This is a genomic window from Clostridium sp. Marseille-P299, assembly GCF_900078195.1.
Lineage (GTDB): Bacteria > Bacillota > Clostridia > Lachnospirales > Lachnospiraceae > Lachnoclostridium.
In genome coordinates this window covers 568933-586425 of record NZ_FJVE01000007.1, presented here as the reverse complement: position 1 = coordinate 586425, position 17493 = coordinate 568933, and the positions used below count along the sequence as shown (strand labels likewise).

The following is a 17493-nucleotide window of genomic DNA, read 5'->3' as shown; positions in this document are numbered from 1 at the left end:
ATAATTAACCTGAATATAACATAAAATAAATTTTATAGAGAACAAAAGTGTGCTTCGCACACTCTCGCGAGCAAATACTGCCCTAGCACAGCTTTTGTTCCGCGCGCGTAGCTGCGCATCATTTGCCCGTAGGGCTTTTATATAATAGGAAATGCAGAGCAATTTCCTATTATATAAAAAAGAGGTTACAACTAAAGTTTTATCCTAATGTTGCAACCTCTATTCTATATTATATATTCGTAAATTTCTCGATTGTTTTATTCATATAATCAACTGTAATTAAACTATACTTCATCATCTTACTAATCTCTTTTACATTTTCAACAAGTGTAGCAGAATGATTACTTACATCACTTACGCCCTTTGAACTTTGATCAATCACATTCGCAACTCCATCAATTGCAATCGATACTTGCTCCATGGTAACTTTTAAATATTCTGCTGTTTTTGTGAATTCTTTCATTAAGGTATCTACTGTTTTTGCATCAATATCATAGTTCTCTCCAGTTTGAACCAAAACGTCGTAATCTTTAAGAACTTTAGTATCTACAAATTCAAGTAAATGATTTGAATCACTTGCTAATCCTTTTACAATTTCAATGACAGAAGCACTAATCTCTTGGATTTTATTTGCTGTATTTTTAGAATCTTCTGCAAGATGTCTTATTTCTTCTGCTACAACTGCAAAGCCTTTTCCAGCTTCTCCTGCTCTAGCCGCTTCAATCGCTGCATTAAGTGCAAGTAAGTTTGTTTGCGATGTGATATCTAAAATCGTATTTGTAAGCACGTTAATCTGCTCTACTTCTTTTGATTGCTCAATTTTTTCTTTCACATGATTACCGATTTCATCGATAATACACTTTGCACTTTTTTGTGACTTTATTGCATTTTCTTTTAAAGTACTTGCTCTTTTACTAATTTCTACTGCTAAAGTTAATCCATCGTTGGCTTTACTTGCTACATCTTGAATTGAATCATTAATTTCAGTGGAAGAAGCTGTTATTTCTTCGATGTTTGCTGCAGCATCTTCTATATCAGCAGACATCCTTTTCATTGTAAGTGATGTTTCTTTGACATTAGTATCTGCCACTGTAACATTATTCTCTAATCGTGCCATATTATCTTTTAATGTACTATTTACTTTTATCATTGATTTAATGATACCTTGTAGATTTTCAATAAACGTATTTACTCCGATAATAAGTTGTCCAACCTCATCATTTTGAGCTACTGTTAATCTCTTTGTTAAATCACCTTTGGATTCTTCAATCTCTTTTGTTATTATATCAATTTCTTGTCTTGCTTTTCTTGCAGGTAATACTACGGTAAATAGCATAAATAAATAGCCGATAGCTCCAATCACAGCAATGGAAATTAAACAAACAATCGTACTGATATCTGCTCTATCTTTATACTCTTTAATCACAGCTATGTGTTCTTTTGAGTCCAAACTGATAAACTCACTGGCATCTGCTAAATAACTTATTGCTTCATCCGCTAGTTTTGAAATCTCAGTGATATCAACTTGAGATATCATGCCTTCCCCAACTTTTAAAATCAGCTTATCATAAATTTCCCTTAACCCTTGGGTCTTTTCTATGTAATCACTATCATTCATAACTTGTAGTTTAATAAACTCATTATTCACTACTTGTTTGTACTGATTTATTTTATTTGTTAATTTCCCTCTTTCTTCCTCACTCTTAGTTAGTGATAATTCAAGAGACTTAGAATAGATTTCTAATATCTTCGTATTAATTTTATTGAAACTATCCTTATACTGTGTCATATCAGTGACTAAGTACTCTGTCATTTTATACTCTTTGTTCAATTCAATTTTTATTGAAATAGTCGTAATAATGGCAGAGCAAGCCAATAAAAGAATGGTGATTAATACTTTCGTACCTATCTTTAAATTCCTTAGCTTTTTCATGTTTACCTCTCATTCCCCCGCACATGGCGGTACAAAGTTAAATGAAAGAAGCCGCATCGCGGGTTCTTTAGAGTTGATAAAACTTTACTCTTTCTCCTATGTTCTATCGTTTTTTTAATATGCTTTTGTTCATTCTTACTAGTATATCATACAAATCTATTTTGTAAATAAATTTACACTAAATATATTCTACTAAAAAAGGACTATCTATATTTTCTACATGAAATAATTACAATAACACATTTACATTTTTCCCTAATTTGCGTTATAATAATATACAAATAATGGTAAACGGAGGGCGTATGAAATTTCATGAACAAAGTCAACGTTTGATTGTTACATATGGACAGAATACTCTTTTTATAGAGCCTTGGGGTGAAAATTCACTTCGTGTACGAATGACTATGGAAGCTAAGATGGATGAAAATGATTGGGCTCTTATGGAATCTCCCCAAGTAACAAATTCATACATCGAATTTAAAGAAGTTGATCTAACAGAACCTTGGTATTACGGGGATGATCGAATTACCCATAAGAAATCTGGGAAAGAAGCTTATTTAACCAATGGAAAAATCACAGCAAAGGTTTCCCATGAAGGATTTCTCTCCTTCTATAATCAAAACGGGGAAGTATTGTTAGAAGAATATTGGAGAAACCGCAATCGCATTGATCGTTATTGCGTTCCATTACGCATTGATGCTAGAGATATGCGCCCGATTACAGGAACTACAGATTACAGCTTAACCATGCGTTTTGAAGCCTATGAAGATGAGAAAATCTTTGGGCTTGGTCAATATCAGGAAACCAATCTAGATAAAAAAGGGGCAATCTTAGAATTGGCTCATAGAAATAGTCAGGCAAGTGTACCATTTATGTTAAGTAATCGAGGTTATGGCCTATTATGGAATAATCCGGCCATTGGAAGTGTAACCTTTGGTGCCAATAAGACAGAGTGGATTGCTAAAAGTACAAAAAAACTTGATTATTTTATTACGGCTGGTAATACTCCTGCTGAAATCGAAGAACAATATGCAAAAGTAACTGGTACAACTCCTATGATGCCAGAATATGGCCTAGGTTTTTGGCAATGTAAGTTACGTTATCGTAATCAAGAAGAACTGCTAAACGTTGCAAGAGAACACAAACGAAGAGGTCTTCCAATGGACGTTATCGTAGTCGACTTTTTCCATTGGACAAGACAAGGAGATTTTAAGTTCGAACCACGAGACTGGCCTGATCCAGAAGCTATGGTAAAAGAATTACAAGAGTTAGGAATTACCCTAGCGGTTTCTGTATGGCCAACCATAGATGAAAAATCAGAGAATTTTAATGAGATGGCTGATAACGGTTACTTAGTAAGTTCTGATCGTGGCATGGGATTTCATATGAACTGGATGGGGGATACTGTATTTTTTGATGCAACAAATCCAAACGCAAGAGATTTCGTATGGCAACGCTGCAAAGAAAACTATTATAATAAGGGTATCAAACTCTTTTGGTTAGATGAAGCTGAACCAGAGTTTGGACCATATGATTTTGATATTTATCGCTATCATCAAGGTCCTGCCCTACAATGTAGTAATATTTATCCGGTTATGTATGCCAAAGGTTTTTACGAAGGGTTAAAAGCAGAAGGTGAAGAAGGCACTATGAGCTTAATTCGATGTGCTTGGGCAGGAAGCCAAAGATACGGAGTACTTACTTGGTCTGGTGATATTCACTCTTCTTTCTGTGCGATGAGAGAACAATTGCAAGCTGGTTTAAATATGGCGATTGCGGGTATACCTTGGTGGACTACAGATATTGGGGGATTTCTTGGTGGTGATATCCATAATGAAGATTTTCGCGAATTACTCGTACGTTGGTTTGCATGGGGTGTTTTTTGTCCTGTATTCCGTCTTCATGGTGAGCGTTCTCCTTTTTATGAAATAGAACAAGAATATATCGATGGCGTAAGACAATTAACCTCTGGACAAGATAATGAAGTGTGGAGTTTTGGTGATGATAATTACGAGATTTTAAAAAAATTCTTATTTATGAGAGAGCGTTTACGTCCTTACATACGTAATTGCATGCTAGAAGCACACAAGAAAGGAACTCCTGTAATGCGTCCTATGTTCTATGACTTTCCAGACGATAATATTTGTTGGAACGAACAATATCAATATATGTTTGGACCTGATTTATTAATTGCTCCTATTTTTGAGGCTGGTGCAACAACTAGAACCCTATACCTTCCCTTTGGTTTTACTTGGAAAGATGCTAAATCAGGGAAGCTTTATGATGGAGGTCAATATATAACAGTAGACGCCCCGATGGATGTTATTCCTGTTTTTATTAAAGATAATAAAGATTATATTATATATCCAGAAGCAGATTAAAAATTTGGAACTGCCAGTAGTATTGTGTAAATAATACCTTTGGCAGTTCCAGAAATGATATTCTTATAACAATTACTTTTTCGTTCTTTATGATTTTACTCCATTTATTACTAACTCAATTAATTTTACTAATTTATTTTACTCAATTTTTTTAACTAAATTTAATTTATTTTACTCCATCTATTATACTCAAATTTTTTACTCAATCTTCTTCACTTATTATCCACTTGATTATCGACTTAATTTCTACTAAATCTTTTACTTAGTCTAAATACTTGCTTCCTACCTATTCAACTATTTACCGGCTTTAAACCCTATTATTCTATACAAAAATTATAACTAATCATTGATGCACTTATATTATGTAAATACTTGTCTGATATTTGACATTATGCTTGTTTTATAAGGTACTCTTTTTATCATTTGCCATATTTTTATTAATATAATATATGGAGGGAATTTGTTTTTGTATCACTATTTCTATGCAGTTATAAAAATTCTAAAAGGAAAGAGGTAATCATTATGGACCCAGATTTACTAATTTTTCAGGTACTCTCAATTGTTATCGCCTTCATCTCTTTTTTATTTGCTGCTTGGCTTTATCGTTGGGTAGTACGGCAACCACAAACAAACAAAAGAATTAAAGAAGTAGGAACACTGATTCAAAAAGGTGCTAGTACCTTCTTAAAAAAGGAATATCAAGTTTTAGCAAAATTTGCAGGTATAGCGGCAATTCTTATTTTTATTTTTCTACCAAGTCCTATTTGGAATGGTAATATCGATAAAAATGCTACTATGGCTATTACTTATCTCTTAGGTACTGTATTTTCAGCAATTGCAGGTAAAATAGGCATTCAAATTGCAACGATTGCTAATATGAAAACTGCTGAGGCTGCAAAGCATAGTATTCAAAAATCATTTCTTTGCGGATTCCGTGGCGGTGCAGTTATGGGTATGTCCGTAGTTGGAACAAGTCTTTTAGGTGTAACACTTATATTATTGGTAACAAATAACTCAACTGCACTCCTTGGCTTTAGCTTTGGTGCAAGTTCACTTGCTTTATTTGCAAAAGCTGGTGGAGGTATTTTTACAAAAACAGCGGATATAAGCGCTGACCTTACTGGTAAAGTAGAATTAGGAATTCCTGAGGATGACCCTCGTAATCCAGCAGTTATCGCAGATAATGTTGGTGATAATGTTGGCGATGTTGCAGGAATGGGTGCTGATTTATTTGACTCAAACGTTGCTTCCATGGCTGCTGCCTTTGTTCTATCAACATCCCTGGATAAGTCCGGTTCAACCACCAATACTTCTATGGTATTTTGCTATGCTGCCCTTGGACTTTTAGCTTCTATTATTGGAGTTGGTTGTGCAAGAATGGGTAAGAAATCCGGACCAACAAAAGCTCTTAATACTAGTACATATACAACTACAGGTGTGTTTGTTGTTTTGACAGCGATTGCAACTGCTGTTTTCAATTTTGAATGGAGAATCTGGGGCGCATCCATTATTGGTTTAGCCGTTGGTGTTCTCATTGGTATTGCAAGTGATTATTTTACCAATGATAATAAAAAACCAGTTCACAATGTTGCTCGTGTATCAAAAGATGGTCCAGCCTTTACAATTCTATCTGGTATTTCCTATGGTTTTTTAAGTGCTCTTCCTGCGATGGTAGGTATTGCCGCTTCTGCTCTTGCTGCATATAAGTTATGTGAACCAATTGGACCAGGATATGCTATGTTTGGTATATCCATGGCAGCAGTTGGAATGTTATCCATTGTTGGTATGATTATATCAAACGATGCTTATGGCCCAATTGTAGATAACGCAAGAGGACTTGCTGAAATGGGCAATTTAGGTGATGATGTCCTTGAAGTTACGGATTCTCTTGACAGTGCAGGAAATACTGTAAAAGCAGTAACAAAAGGCTTTGCAATTGGAGCTGCTGGACTTACTGTAATTTCGTTATTAGGTGCTTTTCTAAATGAAGTAAATGAAACTGCCGCCGCACTTGGAGTAAAAGGGATTGAAGGCTTTGATATTATGAACCCTACTGTATTCTTTGGTCTATTAATTGGAGCCGCTATACCTGCTGTTTTCTCTGCCATGTTAATGCTTGGAGTAAATCGAAATGCTGGACGTATGGTGCATGAAATCCACCGTCAATTCAAAGAAATTCCTGGCTTACTTGAGGGAAAGAAAGGTGTTACTCCTGAGTATGATAAGTGTATTGAAATTGCTACAGTAGGAGCTTTAAAAGAATTAATTCCAGCTGGTTTAGTAGCAATTTTATCTACCATTGTGGTTGGTATGGTTGGTGGCGTACAGGCAATTGGTGGCTTCTTAACTGGTAATATCGTAAGTGGATTATTACTTGCATTATTTATGTCAAACGCAGGTGGCCTCTGGGATAACTCAAAGAAATATGTTGAGTCAGGTCATGAAGGTGGAAAAGGATCTGAGACTCATAAAGCTGCAGTCGTTGGTGATACCGTTGGTGATCCATTTAAAGATACTGCTGGTCCTTCCATTAATACGCAAATTACTGTTGTATCATTAATTGCATCACTTATGTGTAGTATCTTCTTAACCTATTCAATATTCTTTTAGTTAATTTAAGAGTTTATCAAATAAAATTATTATTAGGGTAAAGACGTTATCAAGATAAATACCTTGCCGAAATATATACCTTACCGAAATATACACTTACTAACATTAACACCTTATCAAAATTAACACCTTACCGAAATATACACCTTACAAAAATTAACGTAGTATCAAAATAAACATAAAAAAGACTGCCATCGGATAGATTAGAATACCTATTCGATAGCAGTCTTTTTATATTTTCATTAATTTTTATGACAGTTTGAAAGATGTTTTAAGAAAACATTTGCTTCTTCCATAGTATTATAAAGTCCTAAACTAATCCTTATCATACCAGTTTCTTCCTCTGTTTTCTTATATGTTGTTTTATAACGTTCACCTAATAATCGATCACAGTATGGATGAGCACAAAACTTACCATAACGCATACTAATTCCTTTTTGCTTTGCAAAATCTTCTGCCAAGGTTTCAAAATTATTATCTTTAACGTTGAAGCAAATAATACCTAAGCGGTCATCGATATTGTTGGTATCACCATATAAAATAACGTGTTCCATTTCCTTCATCTTAGAAAATAAATGCTCCTTGATTTGTTTTTCATGCAAAGCAATGTTATCAAAACCAATGGATTTTAAATCCTTTAGGGCTCTTGCCATAGCGATAACGCCTAAAAAGTTCTGCGTTCCCGCCTCTAAGCGTTCCGGTATTCGATTCCACTCTAGGGAATCATCATAAACATGTTCCACAATGCCCCCACCTTTTAAAAATGGTTCCACATCAGCTAAGTATTCCTTTAAACCAACGACTGCCCCACTACCAAAAGGTGCGTATGCCTTATGTGCTGAAAATACGAGAAAATCGATTTGTTCCTCTTCACATTCACCTTGCATATTAACTTCCTGATGTGCTACGATCTGGGCTCCATCTACTACGATTTTTGCTCCATATTTATGGCAAATCTTCGCTATTTTATTAATATCATTAATATAACCGGTCACATTGGAAGCAGCAGTAATAGACACATATTTAACCTGTCCACGATATCTCATAAGCTTACGCTCAATATCTTCCATCCGAATTCGTCCAAGATCATCAACATCAACATAATCCACTCTTGAAGCATATCTCCAAGGGAGGTCATTGGCATGATGCTCCATTCTAGTAGTTAACACTAGCTCTTTTTTATCCTTTATTAATACGCTAGCAAGTAGATTTAAGCCCTCTGTTGTGGATTTTACAAATACAACGGTATGTTTCGTTGTTTCTTTTACATGAAAAAACTCTAGAATATCTTCCCTTGCTTCTTCAAATTTTTTCGTACAGAAATCTGCTTTTGGTCCCGCGCCTCTTCCAATGGAAGCATAATTTTTAATATTACTATTTATCGTAGCTACCGCACTTTTTAAAGGTGGAGTAGTTGCGCCATTATCAAAGTTAATCGGAACAACAAATCTTCCATTTTCTAATTTAATCGGATTATTTACACCATCAAACAAGTTCCTATAGTTCATAAGCTGCCCTCCATATAGTAATATATGCTTTACTAAAATAGAGGTTCCCTAAGTTTAAGTAAACTTAAAATATCAACTTATTTTGCTAACGTATATGCCTTTATTAAATCAAGGGTATTCTTCACTCCATCTTTATGAGAACGTTCATATCCATGAGACGCATACACACCTGGTCCAATAAGGGAATGTTTTAAATCATGACCTGCTGCCAAAGCTGCATCTGCATCGGAACCATAAAATGGATAGATATCTACTGCGTAATCGATATTGTTCTCTTTGGCACATAAAATAAGAGCAGTAGTTACTTCATAATTGGATGGGCCTCTGGAATCTTTTGCACAAATAGATACCTTAAATTCGTTGCATGTTAAACCTTCACCAACACATCCCATATCAACAGAAATAATTTCCTTCGCATCCTCAGGAATTCCAGATGCACAACCATGACCAACTTCTTCAAAAACAGTAATATAAGCATATACTTTACGTTTTAAAGTAACATTATTTTCTTTTAAATACTTTGCGTATCCAAGTAATATAGCAACACTTAATTTATCATCTAAGAAACGACTTTTTATAAAACCGCTTTCCGTAATCACAGTACGTGGATCAAAACATACATAATCACCAACAGAAATTCCAAGCTTTTCTGTGTCCGCCTTACTAAAGGTTCTCTCATCAATGACAACTTCCATATTTTTATAATCACGTTTTTGCTCGCTATACTCATGGTTTACATGAACAGAAGGATCATTCATTTGCATTGTTCCAGAGTACTTGTTACCAAAGCGTGTGAAAATTGTACAGTTTTCTGCTTCTATGTTATTTGCTTGTAAACCACCTATGTTCGTAAGTCGCAGTCTTCCATTTCCTTTTACTTCTGCAACCATTGCACCTAATGTATCAATATGAGCTGCAAGTATCAAAGGATCCCCTTCTCCACCTAAATCAACAAGTACGCAACCCTTATTTGTCATTTCTGGGTTATAACCCAAACTTTTAAACTGCTCCATTGTATATTCAGCAACTTTTCTTGTAAATCCACTTGGGCTTTCAATTGCTGTTAATTGTTTTAATTGATCTAAAATATAATCCATAATTTCTCCATTCCCGCACATGCTTTTAAACGTTTTTTCCTTTTGATTTTTCTCTAAAAAGCATTTTATTGAGTTTCTTCTTTTTAATTGTTTTTTCTTTTTAAGTGTTTTTTCTTTTTAAGTGTTTTTCCCTTATGCGTGTTTTAACTTTTTAATATCTAAATTTTTATATCACCGTTACCTGACACATTTTCATTGCCTCTAATGCATTTTGGTGACTTTCCTTAGTAACCCCTGCACAACAGCTACTATCAACAACGATATCACATTCAGGAAATGCGGCCTTTAGTATTAATGCATTTGAAATAACACAAATATCAGTGCAAAGCCCAATCAATTCAATCTTATCAAAGGCTTCATTTTGTAATTTTTTGATTTCATTCACTAATTCCAAGGAACCAAAAGAAGGCTTATCAATTATTAGGCTCTTTCTTTCCTTAGCTATCTCTTCTATCTTATTGTTTAATTGCCATCCAGCGGTATCTTTTACGCAATGAAGAACGGGTAGATTCTTCCCTTCCATTGTATTCAGATATTCATTGGTATGCGTATCTCTTGTAAAAACAACATTGCCCTGAAAATTCTTTATTTTATCAACCACGTTAGAAACAATTAGCTTCGCTTCATTTGTACCTAGACTACCATCAATAAAATCATTTTGCATATCAATGACCAATAATAAATTATTCATCTTCGATTACCACCGTCTGAGCGGTGCCTCCTTTGATATTGTCTATCACACGAATTGCCGGAAACTCTTGCAAAAACTTAGAAAACTTCGTATAACCATAATTATTAACATTAAATTCAGGAATTCTTACACGAAGTTTTTGATTTAATTCTCCCATATTAATGCGTTTCTTACCTGTTTCTTTAATGATTGCACGTATCACACTTTCAATATGTTCCATCGTATTGGTGTTATCTCTAATATAAACAGTAATTGTACTACCAGAAATTCTTGTCTTTAGTGAGTCAATACTATCTAAAAATTTAGAAAGCTTCGTATAACCATAGTTACGAACGTCAAAGTCAGGATAAAGTTTTACCAAGCGACTACCAACCTCACCAATTCCAGTTTCACGTCCATCGTTAACATTCTCAGTAATAATCTTAATAATTGTTGCTTCAATGGCTTGGATGCTAACTGTGGATTCATTTTCAATTCCTTGGCTTGAGTCTCCTTCTGACTGATCCACTTGTGCTAATACATCCAAATAGGTAAATCTTTCACACGCAGCACGGAAAGGTTCCGGTGTTTTTTTCTCACCCATACCAATTACCATCATGCCGGATTCTCTTAATCTCATAGCTAATCTAGTAAAATCACTATCACTAGATGCAAGGCAAAATCCCTCCACTTTATTGGAATATAAAATATCCATTGCATCTATAATCATAGCTGAGTCTGTTGCATTCTTTCCCGTTGTATAACTATATTGCTGTATTGGCACAATGGAGTTTTCTAATAAAACTTCTTTCCAACTGTTTGCTTCGCTTTTTGTCCAATCTCCATAGATTCTTTTATAAGTTGCACTACCGTATTTTGAAATCTCATCTAAAATATATTTGATGTACTTTGCAGATATGTTATCCGCATCAATAAGTACTGCAAATCTTTTATCCTCCATTATTTCTCCTTTCTAAAATGCTGCTCCCATTCAGCGACTTTAAAACCTACTAAAATAGAGTCATTGTCTATGATTAATGGACGTTTTACTAACATTCCATCGCTCGCTAGTAATTCAATTTGTTCATCATCACTCATTGTACTTAACTTATCTTTTAGATTTAATTCCTTATATTTTAAGCCACTAGTATTAAAAAATTTTTTAATTGGATTTCCGCTTTTTTCAATCCATACTTTAAGTTCTTCTTTTTTAGGATTGTCTGTTACAATATGACGATCTTCATATTGTACATTATTCTCATTTAACCATTTTTTTGCTTTTATGCAAGTACTGCATTTTGGATATTCAATAAATAACATAATCTATACTCCTTTACTAAATTATATCTCACCTAATATTTTTAAAATACTCTCACAAATTTTACCCACTTCATTTACGCTTTCATCTTCGTCAATACCGTATTCAATCAAATGGTCCGTTACCACGGTATCCATATCTAAAATTTGTCCATCATCCAAATCTCCAGTTACGGAATACGGAATATCTAATGTTTTTAATAATTTAATTTGCTCCTCGTTGAACTTTATTTTCATCTTATTAATTCCTCTCTATTTTTTTTACGTCTATACTAATTAAACTCATACTTATGCTAAAAGTATACCACTGAATATCATTCCTAACAATATACGTCTAAAATGATTTTTATTAATTCTTTGCATTGACACTGCTCTATTTCCGTCTTATAATAAATTCTGCTGGGGAATGAACGTCTCCCTTGGCATTTGCCAAAACCGCTTAATAGCTGATGACTTCTGCATACTATGCAGATATCATCGGCTTTTTTTATTCTATTCTAAAGGAGATTTATAATGAAACCTAAAAAAATTATTATTTCACTTTCAATTTTGACCATTACCAGCATATTGATGGGTACTATTTCTGCAGCCTTTTTATCACTACTACAATTGGTAACTGGGCTAAGAGAGCAATTCCATTTTCTCATAATATTTCTCCCACTCACAGGAGTTGCAACTGCTTTTATCTATAACAAATACGGTAAGAATTCGAATCTTGGAAATAACCTCATAATCGAAAGCGTGCAGGAAGAGAGGAACGTACCACTTAGAATGTCCATTCTCACATTTATATTTACTATCTTTACACATTTGACTGGGGGTTCTGCGGGTCGAGAAGGAACCGCTGTTCAGATTGGTGGTGCATTATCAAATAATCTTGCAAATTATTTTAAAGTGGAACATAAAGATAAACGCATCTTTGTAATGGCAGGTATAAGTGCTGCTTTTGGTTCTGTTTTTGGCACACCTTTAGCAGGTGCTTTTTTTGGTATGGAAATGTGCTATATCGGTAAGATAAGTTATGAAGCCTTGCTTCCATGTTTTTTTTCCTCTTATATTGCTGACTATATCACAAGACTATTTGGTATTACACATACCTCATATGTGATAAAATCAATACCATCCTTAAGTTTATATAACATCATAATTCTCATTCTTGCTTCCTGTGCATTTGGATTCATGGGAAGAGTTTTTGCAATTTCTGTCCAAGCATTAAAAAAATTATATTCTAATATAATACATAATTATTTATATCGAGTAGTTGCTGGAAGTCTTTTGTACATCCTTGTTATGGTATTATTAAATGCTTTTAAGTTCACAGGTTTAAGCACTTGGATCATACAGGCTGGATTTGATGGCAAGGTCACCCTATTGGCTCCAATCAAAAAGTTAATACTTACAGTTTTAACACTGGGATGCGGTTTTCAAGGTGGTGAGGTCACTCCTCTTTTTGATATTGGTGCTTCTGTTGGCGGCTATATCGGTCAAATAACACACATAGAGCCATCACTCCTTGCTGCTTTAGGCCTTATCTCAGTGTTTGGTTGTGCTACAAATACCCCAATTACAACAATAATGTTAGGAATTGAAATGTTTGGTGTAAATGCCATTCCTTATTATATCATTGCAGCACTGATCAGTTACTATGTTTCTGGAAACAGTGGAATTTATTCTTCTCAAATTATTATGATAAGCAAATATCAAACACAAACTGATATCGGTCAAAGGCTAGGAGCCATCGGCAATAAAAGTATCTTTCATCGTGTATTTAAAGCTTAAATAACATAGCACCTTAATGGGCTTTCAATGGATAAGTTTCTTTGCTAACTATAAGTTTTCTTGACGAATAAAATAATACCAGATATGATATATATATTGCGTTGTAAAGCAGAAAACTTAATAATTTATTGAGATTTGTAAAAAGAATACTAGCGAAGAAACAGAAAGGTATCGCAAAAATGAGAGATTTAACACAGGGTAATATCCCAAAACATTTGATTAGTTTTGCAGTTCCAACTATTCTAGGTAATATGTTCCAATTAACGTATAACGCTGCAGATTCCATTATTGTAGGGCGATTTATTAGTGAAAATGCACTTGCAGCTGTAGGTACTGCAAATCCAATCATGAACATTGTGATATTTTTTATTGCAGGAATATGCCTTGGTACCTCTGTACTTATGAGTGAGTTTTATGGAAAAAAAGATATGGTTAGCTTTAAACATGAAGTATCTACTTCCATGGTAATTGGTGCCGCATTCACCATAATAAGTAGTTTATTATGTATCATTTTTGCTAGGCCTTTACTACATTTATTAAATACTCCAGATGAAATATTAAGTGATGCAACTGCGTATCTTCAAATAATATTTTCTGGACTTATCTTTACTTTTTTCTATAATATATATTCCGCAAGTTTGCGAAGTGTCGGAGATTCAAAAACACCAATTATATTTTTGATTCTTTCTTCGATTTTAAATGTAAGTCTTGATTTGATTTTTATCGGAATCTTTGATTTCGGCATTCGTTGGGCAGCATGTTCCACCGTTATCGCTGAAGCTGTTTCAGCTATACTATGTGTTATATATGTATACCGAAAGATTCCAATCCTTAAATTAAAACCAAAAGATATTATTGTAAAAAAACATTTATTAAAAATCACTGTTGAATATAGTTGGGCTTCCGCCATGCAACAAACATGTCTTCACATCGGTAAGGTTTTAGTTCAAGGTGCGGTTAATCCACTAGGAGTCCAAAGTATCGCAGCTTTTAATGCTGTAAATCGAGTGGATGATTTTGCATTTACGCCTCAACAAAGTATTGCTGCAAGTATGACTACTTTTATTGCGCAAAACCGTGGTGCTGGTAATAAGGAACGTATCAAAAAAGGATTTCGAATGGGTATGATTATGGAATATGCTTATAGCGTATGCCTAGGTATCATTGTTTTGATTATTGCTCGACCTGTTTTACGATTATTCTTACCAGATGCAAATAGTTCCGCTCTACCATTAGGCGTAGTATATTTAACGTATATGGCATTCTTTTATTTGCTACCTGCAAGTACAAATGGTATTCAAGGCTATTTTAGAGGAATGGGAAGAATGAAAGTTACTTTGAATTCAACCTTTGTTCAAATGCTCTTTCGAGTAATTTTTGCATATATCTTTGCCCCAAGATTAGGTTTTTCTGGAATCGCTTTTGCTTGTCTTTTTGGATGGATTGCAATGCTTACTTATGAAGTTCCAATACTTTTAAAGTCTTATAAGACATTAAGTTCAGAAGTGAATATAAAAGGTAATTAATAATGACTCAAACTTCACACTTGTATAAATATGTATGTATGGAGTTTTAGTTATTTAATCGAGTAGGAGGAAATTCATTAATTGAATTTCCGTCCTCTCACACCACCGTACGTACCGTTCGGTATACGGCGGTTCAATAAGATTACCTTATTTGCGAATATCTTTCACTAAGTGTTATAAAACCTTGTTCTCTAAGATATTTATTGGTAAGAGTTGAATTTAAGATTGGGCTATTGGAGATTCTCCAGTAGCCTTTCCTTGTATTCGCATGTTCCCATGCTTTCCAATTCTCTACCCCTAGTTTAACTAAGTTATCATGTTTCGTTTTAATCTTTTTCCACTGTTTCCAGTAACAAAGACGTAAACGTCTTCTTAGCCACTCATCAAGTTCTCGTAAAGTACCTTTCATATCTGCTAGTTTGAAGTAACTTATCCAGCCAACAATTAATTGTTTTAGTTTAATAGCTCTGAGTTCCATACTCATTGCATTACTTCTTCCAGTGATACTCTTAAGTTTTCCTTTTAACTTCTTAACAGAAACTTGATGTACTCTTATTCCCATTTCACCTTTCTTATTGTAAAAGGTATATCCTAAATATTTTAGTTTCCATGGTCGGTCTACCTTACTTTTCTCTTTGTTAACTTTAAGCTTCAAGTCCTTTTCTATAAACTCCGTGATACTTTTCATAACTCGCTCTGCTGATTTCTTTGATTTCACGTATACATTGCAATCATCTGCATAACGGCAGAACTTAAGTCCTCTTCGTTCTAATTCCATATCCAGTTCATGCAACATGATATTACTTAATAGTGGAGATAAGTTCCCACCTTGAGGCACTCCTTCTACAGTAGCACTTACTAATCCCTTTTCCATCACTCCTGCATTTAGATACTTCCTTATCAGTCCGATTACTCGTATATCCTTGACTTCTTTATAAATCAGCCCAATTAACCTATCGTGGTTGACAGTATCAAAGTACTTTTCTAAATCTATATCTACCGCCCATTTATAGCCTTCATCCATGTATTCTTTACATTTTAGAATTGCTTGATGCGCGTTTCGATTTGGTCTAAATCCATAACTATTCTCTGAAAATTTCTTCTCAAAGATTGGCGTTAGTACTTGTGATACTGCCTGTTGTATCACTCGGTCTACTACAGTTGGTATCCCTAATGGTCTTGTTTTCCCGTTATCCTTTGGTATCTCTACCCTTCTTACGGGATTCGGTTTATAACTTCCATCTGCTATGGATTGCTTAAGCTCTTCGCCATGACTTCTTAGATATGGTAGAAGTTCATCTACTCCCATCTTGTCGATTCCATGACTTCCTTTATTCTTCTTTACACGTTTAAAGGCTTCATTTAGATTTTCATTACTAATGATTTTCTCTAGCAATCCATAGTGATATTCTCTTCGGGCGTTCTGTCTGTTATCCGACGTCATAGAAATGCTCGGCGCCTTTGCATAGCTTTCGAGTTCCACTCTATCCTTTTGCAAATGACCTGATTCTGTATTCAGTTGTCTGCTGTCATCACATTTCTTTGTTTCTTTCAAACTTTCAAAACCTCCTATTGTTCAGTCCTTCCCATAGGTCGTCGACTACCTCCGGTACTATGACCTCTGCTGACTTCTTAGTGTTCAGCCATACATCACTGCATGGGTTGTCATTTCAGAGTTCACTTCCATGACGTATCACTAAGACCTCCCCAGGTAAGAACGCAATCTTCCTCTCCATCTATCTGCCACATTTACATTAATTAATTTCGAGTAGTTATTGGACTTCGATTTGTATAGCAATCTTATCCTTAATTAATGCCTTGTATGTGATTTCTGTTCGTCAGACCAGAGATTTGCCCACGGACTTCCTTCAGATTCGCCCTCGCGAACGACACCCTTGTCTTAGGCTATACACTTGCCACTACTAGGCTGTGTTAGGGACTTTAACCCATTAGATTGCGCCCATGCTGGGCACACTATAAAGGAGGCTATTGCAAAGAAATTTAGCAATAGCCTCCTTTTTCATACTGATTATGTTCTATACTTTTTATTTCTAAATTTTTTATTATCCGTAAGCGTAAATATTCCACCTAAAATTCATGCAACACTTTCCTTAAAATTTCCTTGACTTCCTCATCTTTTTCGCTTGCTAAAAGATGCTGTAGGAATGTTTTTGCATGTTCTGTTTTTCCTTTACCAAAGGCAACAATAGCTACTTTTCGGATTTCTGGATTCTCGTCATCAATTAATTTACTCAATAAATTTCTTGCGGCTTCATCCTGAATCTCACCCAAAGCACCAATGGCTGCTTTCACCACTTTAATATCCTTGTCTCTTAGATACTTCTCAATTTTTTCAGTTTTTTTCTTCTCAGCTAACTTTTGTATCTTTTCAATTTCTCTTTCTTCGCTCATAATTTTGCTCCTTCTATGTATTTAATTGTAATCTTACAAAAAATCAATCTGCAAGGTCGCAACTATACTGTAGCACACTACACGAAAAATAACAACTAAACTGTCTAAATATTATAATAATTTTATATTTATTTTTTATTTATTTATTATAAAATCTACTCTTGTAGGTACAAATTAATTTGTTAGACGATATAATTCATTCACCTTTGATATATATGATAGGACACAGCATTTATGCTTTTATTTTCTATCATTTAAAA

At 34.4% G+C, this 17493-nt stretch carries 13 protein-coding genes and 1 riboswitch; of the genes, 4 read left to right on the top strand and 9 right to left on the bottom strand.

The window, feature by feature from the left end; genetic code table 11:
• Nucleotides 1-229 precede the first annotated feature (229 nt).
• Nucleotides 230-1933, bottom strand: a complete 1704-nt coding sequence (locus tag BN4220_RS10785) for a methyl-accepting chemotaxis protein (protein WP_066715962.1) — start codon at nt 1931-1933, stop codon at nt 230-232.
• Nucleotides 1934-2235: 302 nt separating this feature from the next.
• On the opposite strand from BN4220_RS10785, the gene BN4220_RS10780 reads away from it, so the two are divergent.
• Entirely contained in the window at nt 2236-4314 is a 2079-nt protein-coding gene (locus tag BN4220_RS10780) for a glycoside hydrolase family 31 protein (protein WP_066715958.1), read from the top strand.
• Nucleotides 4315-4836: 522 nt separating this feature from the next.
• Nucleotides 4837-6924 carry a sodium-translocating pyrophosphatase gene (locus BN4220_RS10775; protein ID WP_066715957.1) on the top strand — a complete coding sequence of 696 codons (2088 nt, stop codon included), beginning with the start codon at nt 4837-4839 and terminating at the stop codon, nt 6922-6924.
• A gap of 242 nt (nt 6925-7166) precedes the next feature.
• Here BN4220_RS10775 and BN4220_RS10770 read toward each other — a convergent pair whose 3' ends face one another.
• The 6 genes from BN4220_RS10770 to BN4220_RS10745 all read right to left on the bottom strand — a co-directional run bounded on the left by BN4220_RS10770 (nt 7167) and on the right by BN4220_RS10745 (nt 11753).
• Nucleotides 7167-8432: an aminotransferase class V-fold PLP-dependent enzyme gene (locus BN4220_RS10770; protein WP_066715956.1), complete on the bottom strand. Its 1266-nt coding sequence runs from the start codon at nt 8430-8432 to the stop codon at nt 7167-7169.
• A gap of 77 nt (nt 8433-8509) precedes the next feature.
• Entirely contained in the window at nt 8510-9529 is a 1020-nt protein-coding gene (locus BN4220_RS10765; RefSeq protein WP_066720869.1) for a M42 family metallopeptidase, read from the bottom strand.
• A 166-nt stretch (nt 9530-9695) separates the two neighbouring features.
• A complete protein-coding gene (locus tag BN4220_RS10760) occupies nt 9696-10220 on the bottom strand; it encodes a cysteine hydrolase family protein (protein ID WP_066715952.1) in 525 nt (174 codons plus the stop codon).
• Nucleotides 10213-11160: an NYN domain-containing protein gene (locus BN4220_RS10755; protein ID WP_066715950.1), complete on the bottom strand. Its 948-nt coding sequence runs from the start codon at nt 11158-11160 to the stop codon at nt 10213-10215. Before BN4220_RS10755 ends, BN4220_RS10760 begins: the two co-directional genes overlap by 8 nt.
• Nucleotides 11160-11519 (bottom strand): arsenate reductase family protein, encoded by a 360-nt coding sequence (locus BN4220_RS10750; RefSeq protein WP_066715948.1) that lies wholly within the window; start codon nt 11517-11519, stop codon nt 11160-11162. Before BN4220_RS10750 ends, BN4220_RS10755 begins: the two co-directional genes overlap by 1 nt.
• Nucleotides 11520-11540: 21 nt before the next feature.
• The gene (locus BN4220_RS10745) at nt 11541-11753 is read right to left on the bottom strand and encodes a hypothetical protein (protein ID WP_066715946.1); all 213 of its coding nucleotides are present in this window, start codon (nt 11751-11753) and stop codon (nt 11541-11543) included.
• A 156-nt stretch (nt 11754-11909) separates the two neighbouring features.
• A riboswitch (Fluoride riboswitch) is annotated at nt 11910-11982 on the top strand.
• 47 nt (nt 11983-12029) lie between these two features.
• Here BN4220_RS10745 and BN4220_RS10740 point away from each other — a divergent pair.
• Nucleotides 12030-13295, top strand: a complete 1266-nt coding sequence (locus BN4220_RS10740; RefSeq protein WP_148401729.1) for a chloride channel protein — start codon at nt 12030-12032, stop codon at nt 13293-13295.
• A gap of 179 nt (nt 13296-13474) precedes the next feature.
• On the top strand, nt 13475-14821 hold the full coding sequence (locus tag BN4220_RS10735; protein WP_066715944.1) for an MATE family efflux transporter: 1347 nt from the start codon (nt 13475-13477) through the stop codon (nt 14819-14821).
• A gap of 142 nt (nt 14822-14963) precedes the next feature.
• Here BN4220_RS10735 and ltrA read toward each other — a convergent pair whose 3' ends face one another.
• Nucleotides 14964-16376 (bottom strand): group II intron reverse transcriptase/maturase, encoded by a 1413-nt coding sequence (gene ltrA / locus BN4220_RS10730; protein ID WP_066713335.1) that lies wholly within the window; start codon nt 16374-16376, stop codon nt 14964-14966.
• Between the two features lie 533 nt (nt 16377-16909).
• Nucleotides 16910-17233: a HEAT repeat domain-containing protein gene (locus BN4220_RS10725; RefSeq protein WP_066715940.1), complete on the bottom strand. Its 324-nt coding sequence runs from the start codon at nt 17231-17233 to the stop codon at nt 16910-16912.
• Between the last annotated feature and the right edge of the window lie 260 nt (nt 17234-17493).

Bases quoted from the DNA above. Each gene is read 5' to 3' on its own strand.
- BN4220_RS10750 (WP_066715948.1), bottom strand. From the start codon at position 11,519: ATGTTATTTATTGAATATCCAAAATGCAGTACTTGCATAAAAGCAAAA.
- BN4220_RS10755 (WP_066715950.1), bottom strand. From the start codon at position 11,160: ATGGAGGATAAAAGATTTGCAGTACTTATTGATGCGGATAACATATCT.
- BN4220_RS10725 (WP_066715940.1), bottom strand. From the start codon at position 17,233: ATGAGCGAAGAAAGAGAAATTGAAAAGATACAAAAGTTAGCTGAGAAG.
- BN4220_RS10735 (WP_066715944.1), top strand. From the start codon at position 13,475: ATGAGAGATTTAACACAGGGTAATATCCCAAAACATTTGATTAGTTTT.
- BN4220_RS10745 (WP_066715946.1), bottom strand. From the start codon at position 11,753: ATGAAAATAAAGTTCAACGAGGAGCAAATTAAATTATTAAAAACATTA.
- BN4220_RS10770 (WP_066715956.1), bottom strand. From the start codon at position 8,432: ATGAACTATAGGAACTTGTTTGATGGTGTAAATAATCCGATTAAATTA.
- BN4220_RS10760 (WP_066715952.1), bottom strand. From the start codon at position 10,220: ATGAATAATTTATTATTGGTCATTGATATGCAAAATGATTTTATTGAT.
- BN4220_RS10765 (WP_066720869.1), bottom strand. From the start codon at position 9,529: ATGGATTATATTTTAGATCAATTAAAACAATTAACAGCAATTGAAAGC.
- BN4220_RS10780 (WP_066715958.1), top strand. From the start codon at position 2,236: ATGAAATTTCATGAACAAAGTCAACGTTTGATTGTTACATATGGACAG.
- BN4220_RS10775 (WP_066715957.1), top strand. From the start codon at position 4,837: ATGGACCCAGATTTACTAATTTTTCAGGTACTCTCAATTGTTATCGCC.
- BN4220_RS10740 (WP_148401729.1), top strand. From the start codon at position 12,030: ATGAAACCTAAAAAAATTATTATTTCACTTTCAATTTTGACCATTACC.
- BN4220_RS10785 (WP_066715962.1), bottom strand. From the start codon at position 1,933: ATGAAAAAGCTAAGGAATTTAAAGATAGGTACGAAAGTATTAATCACC.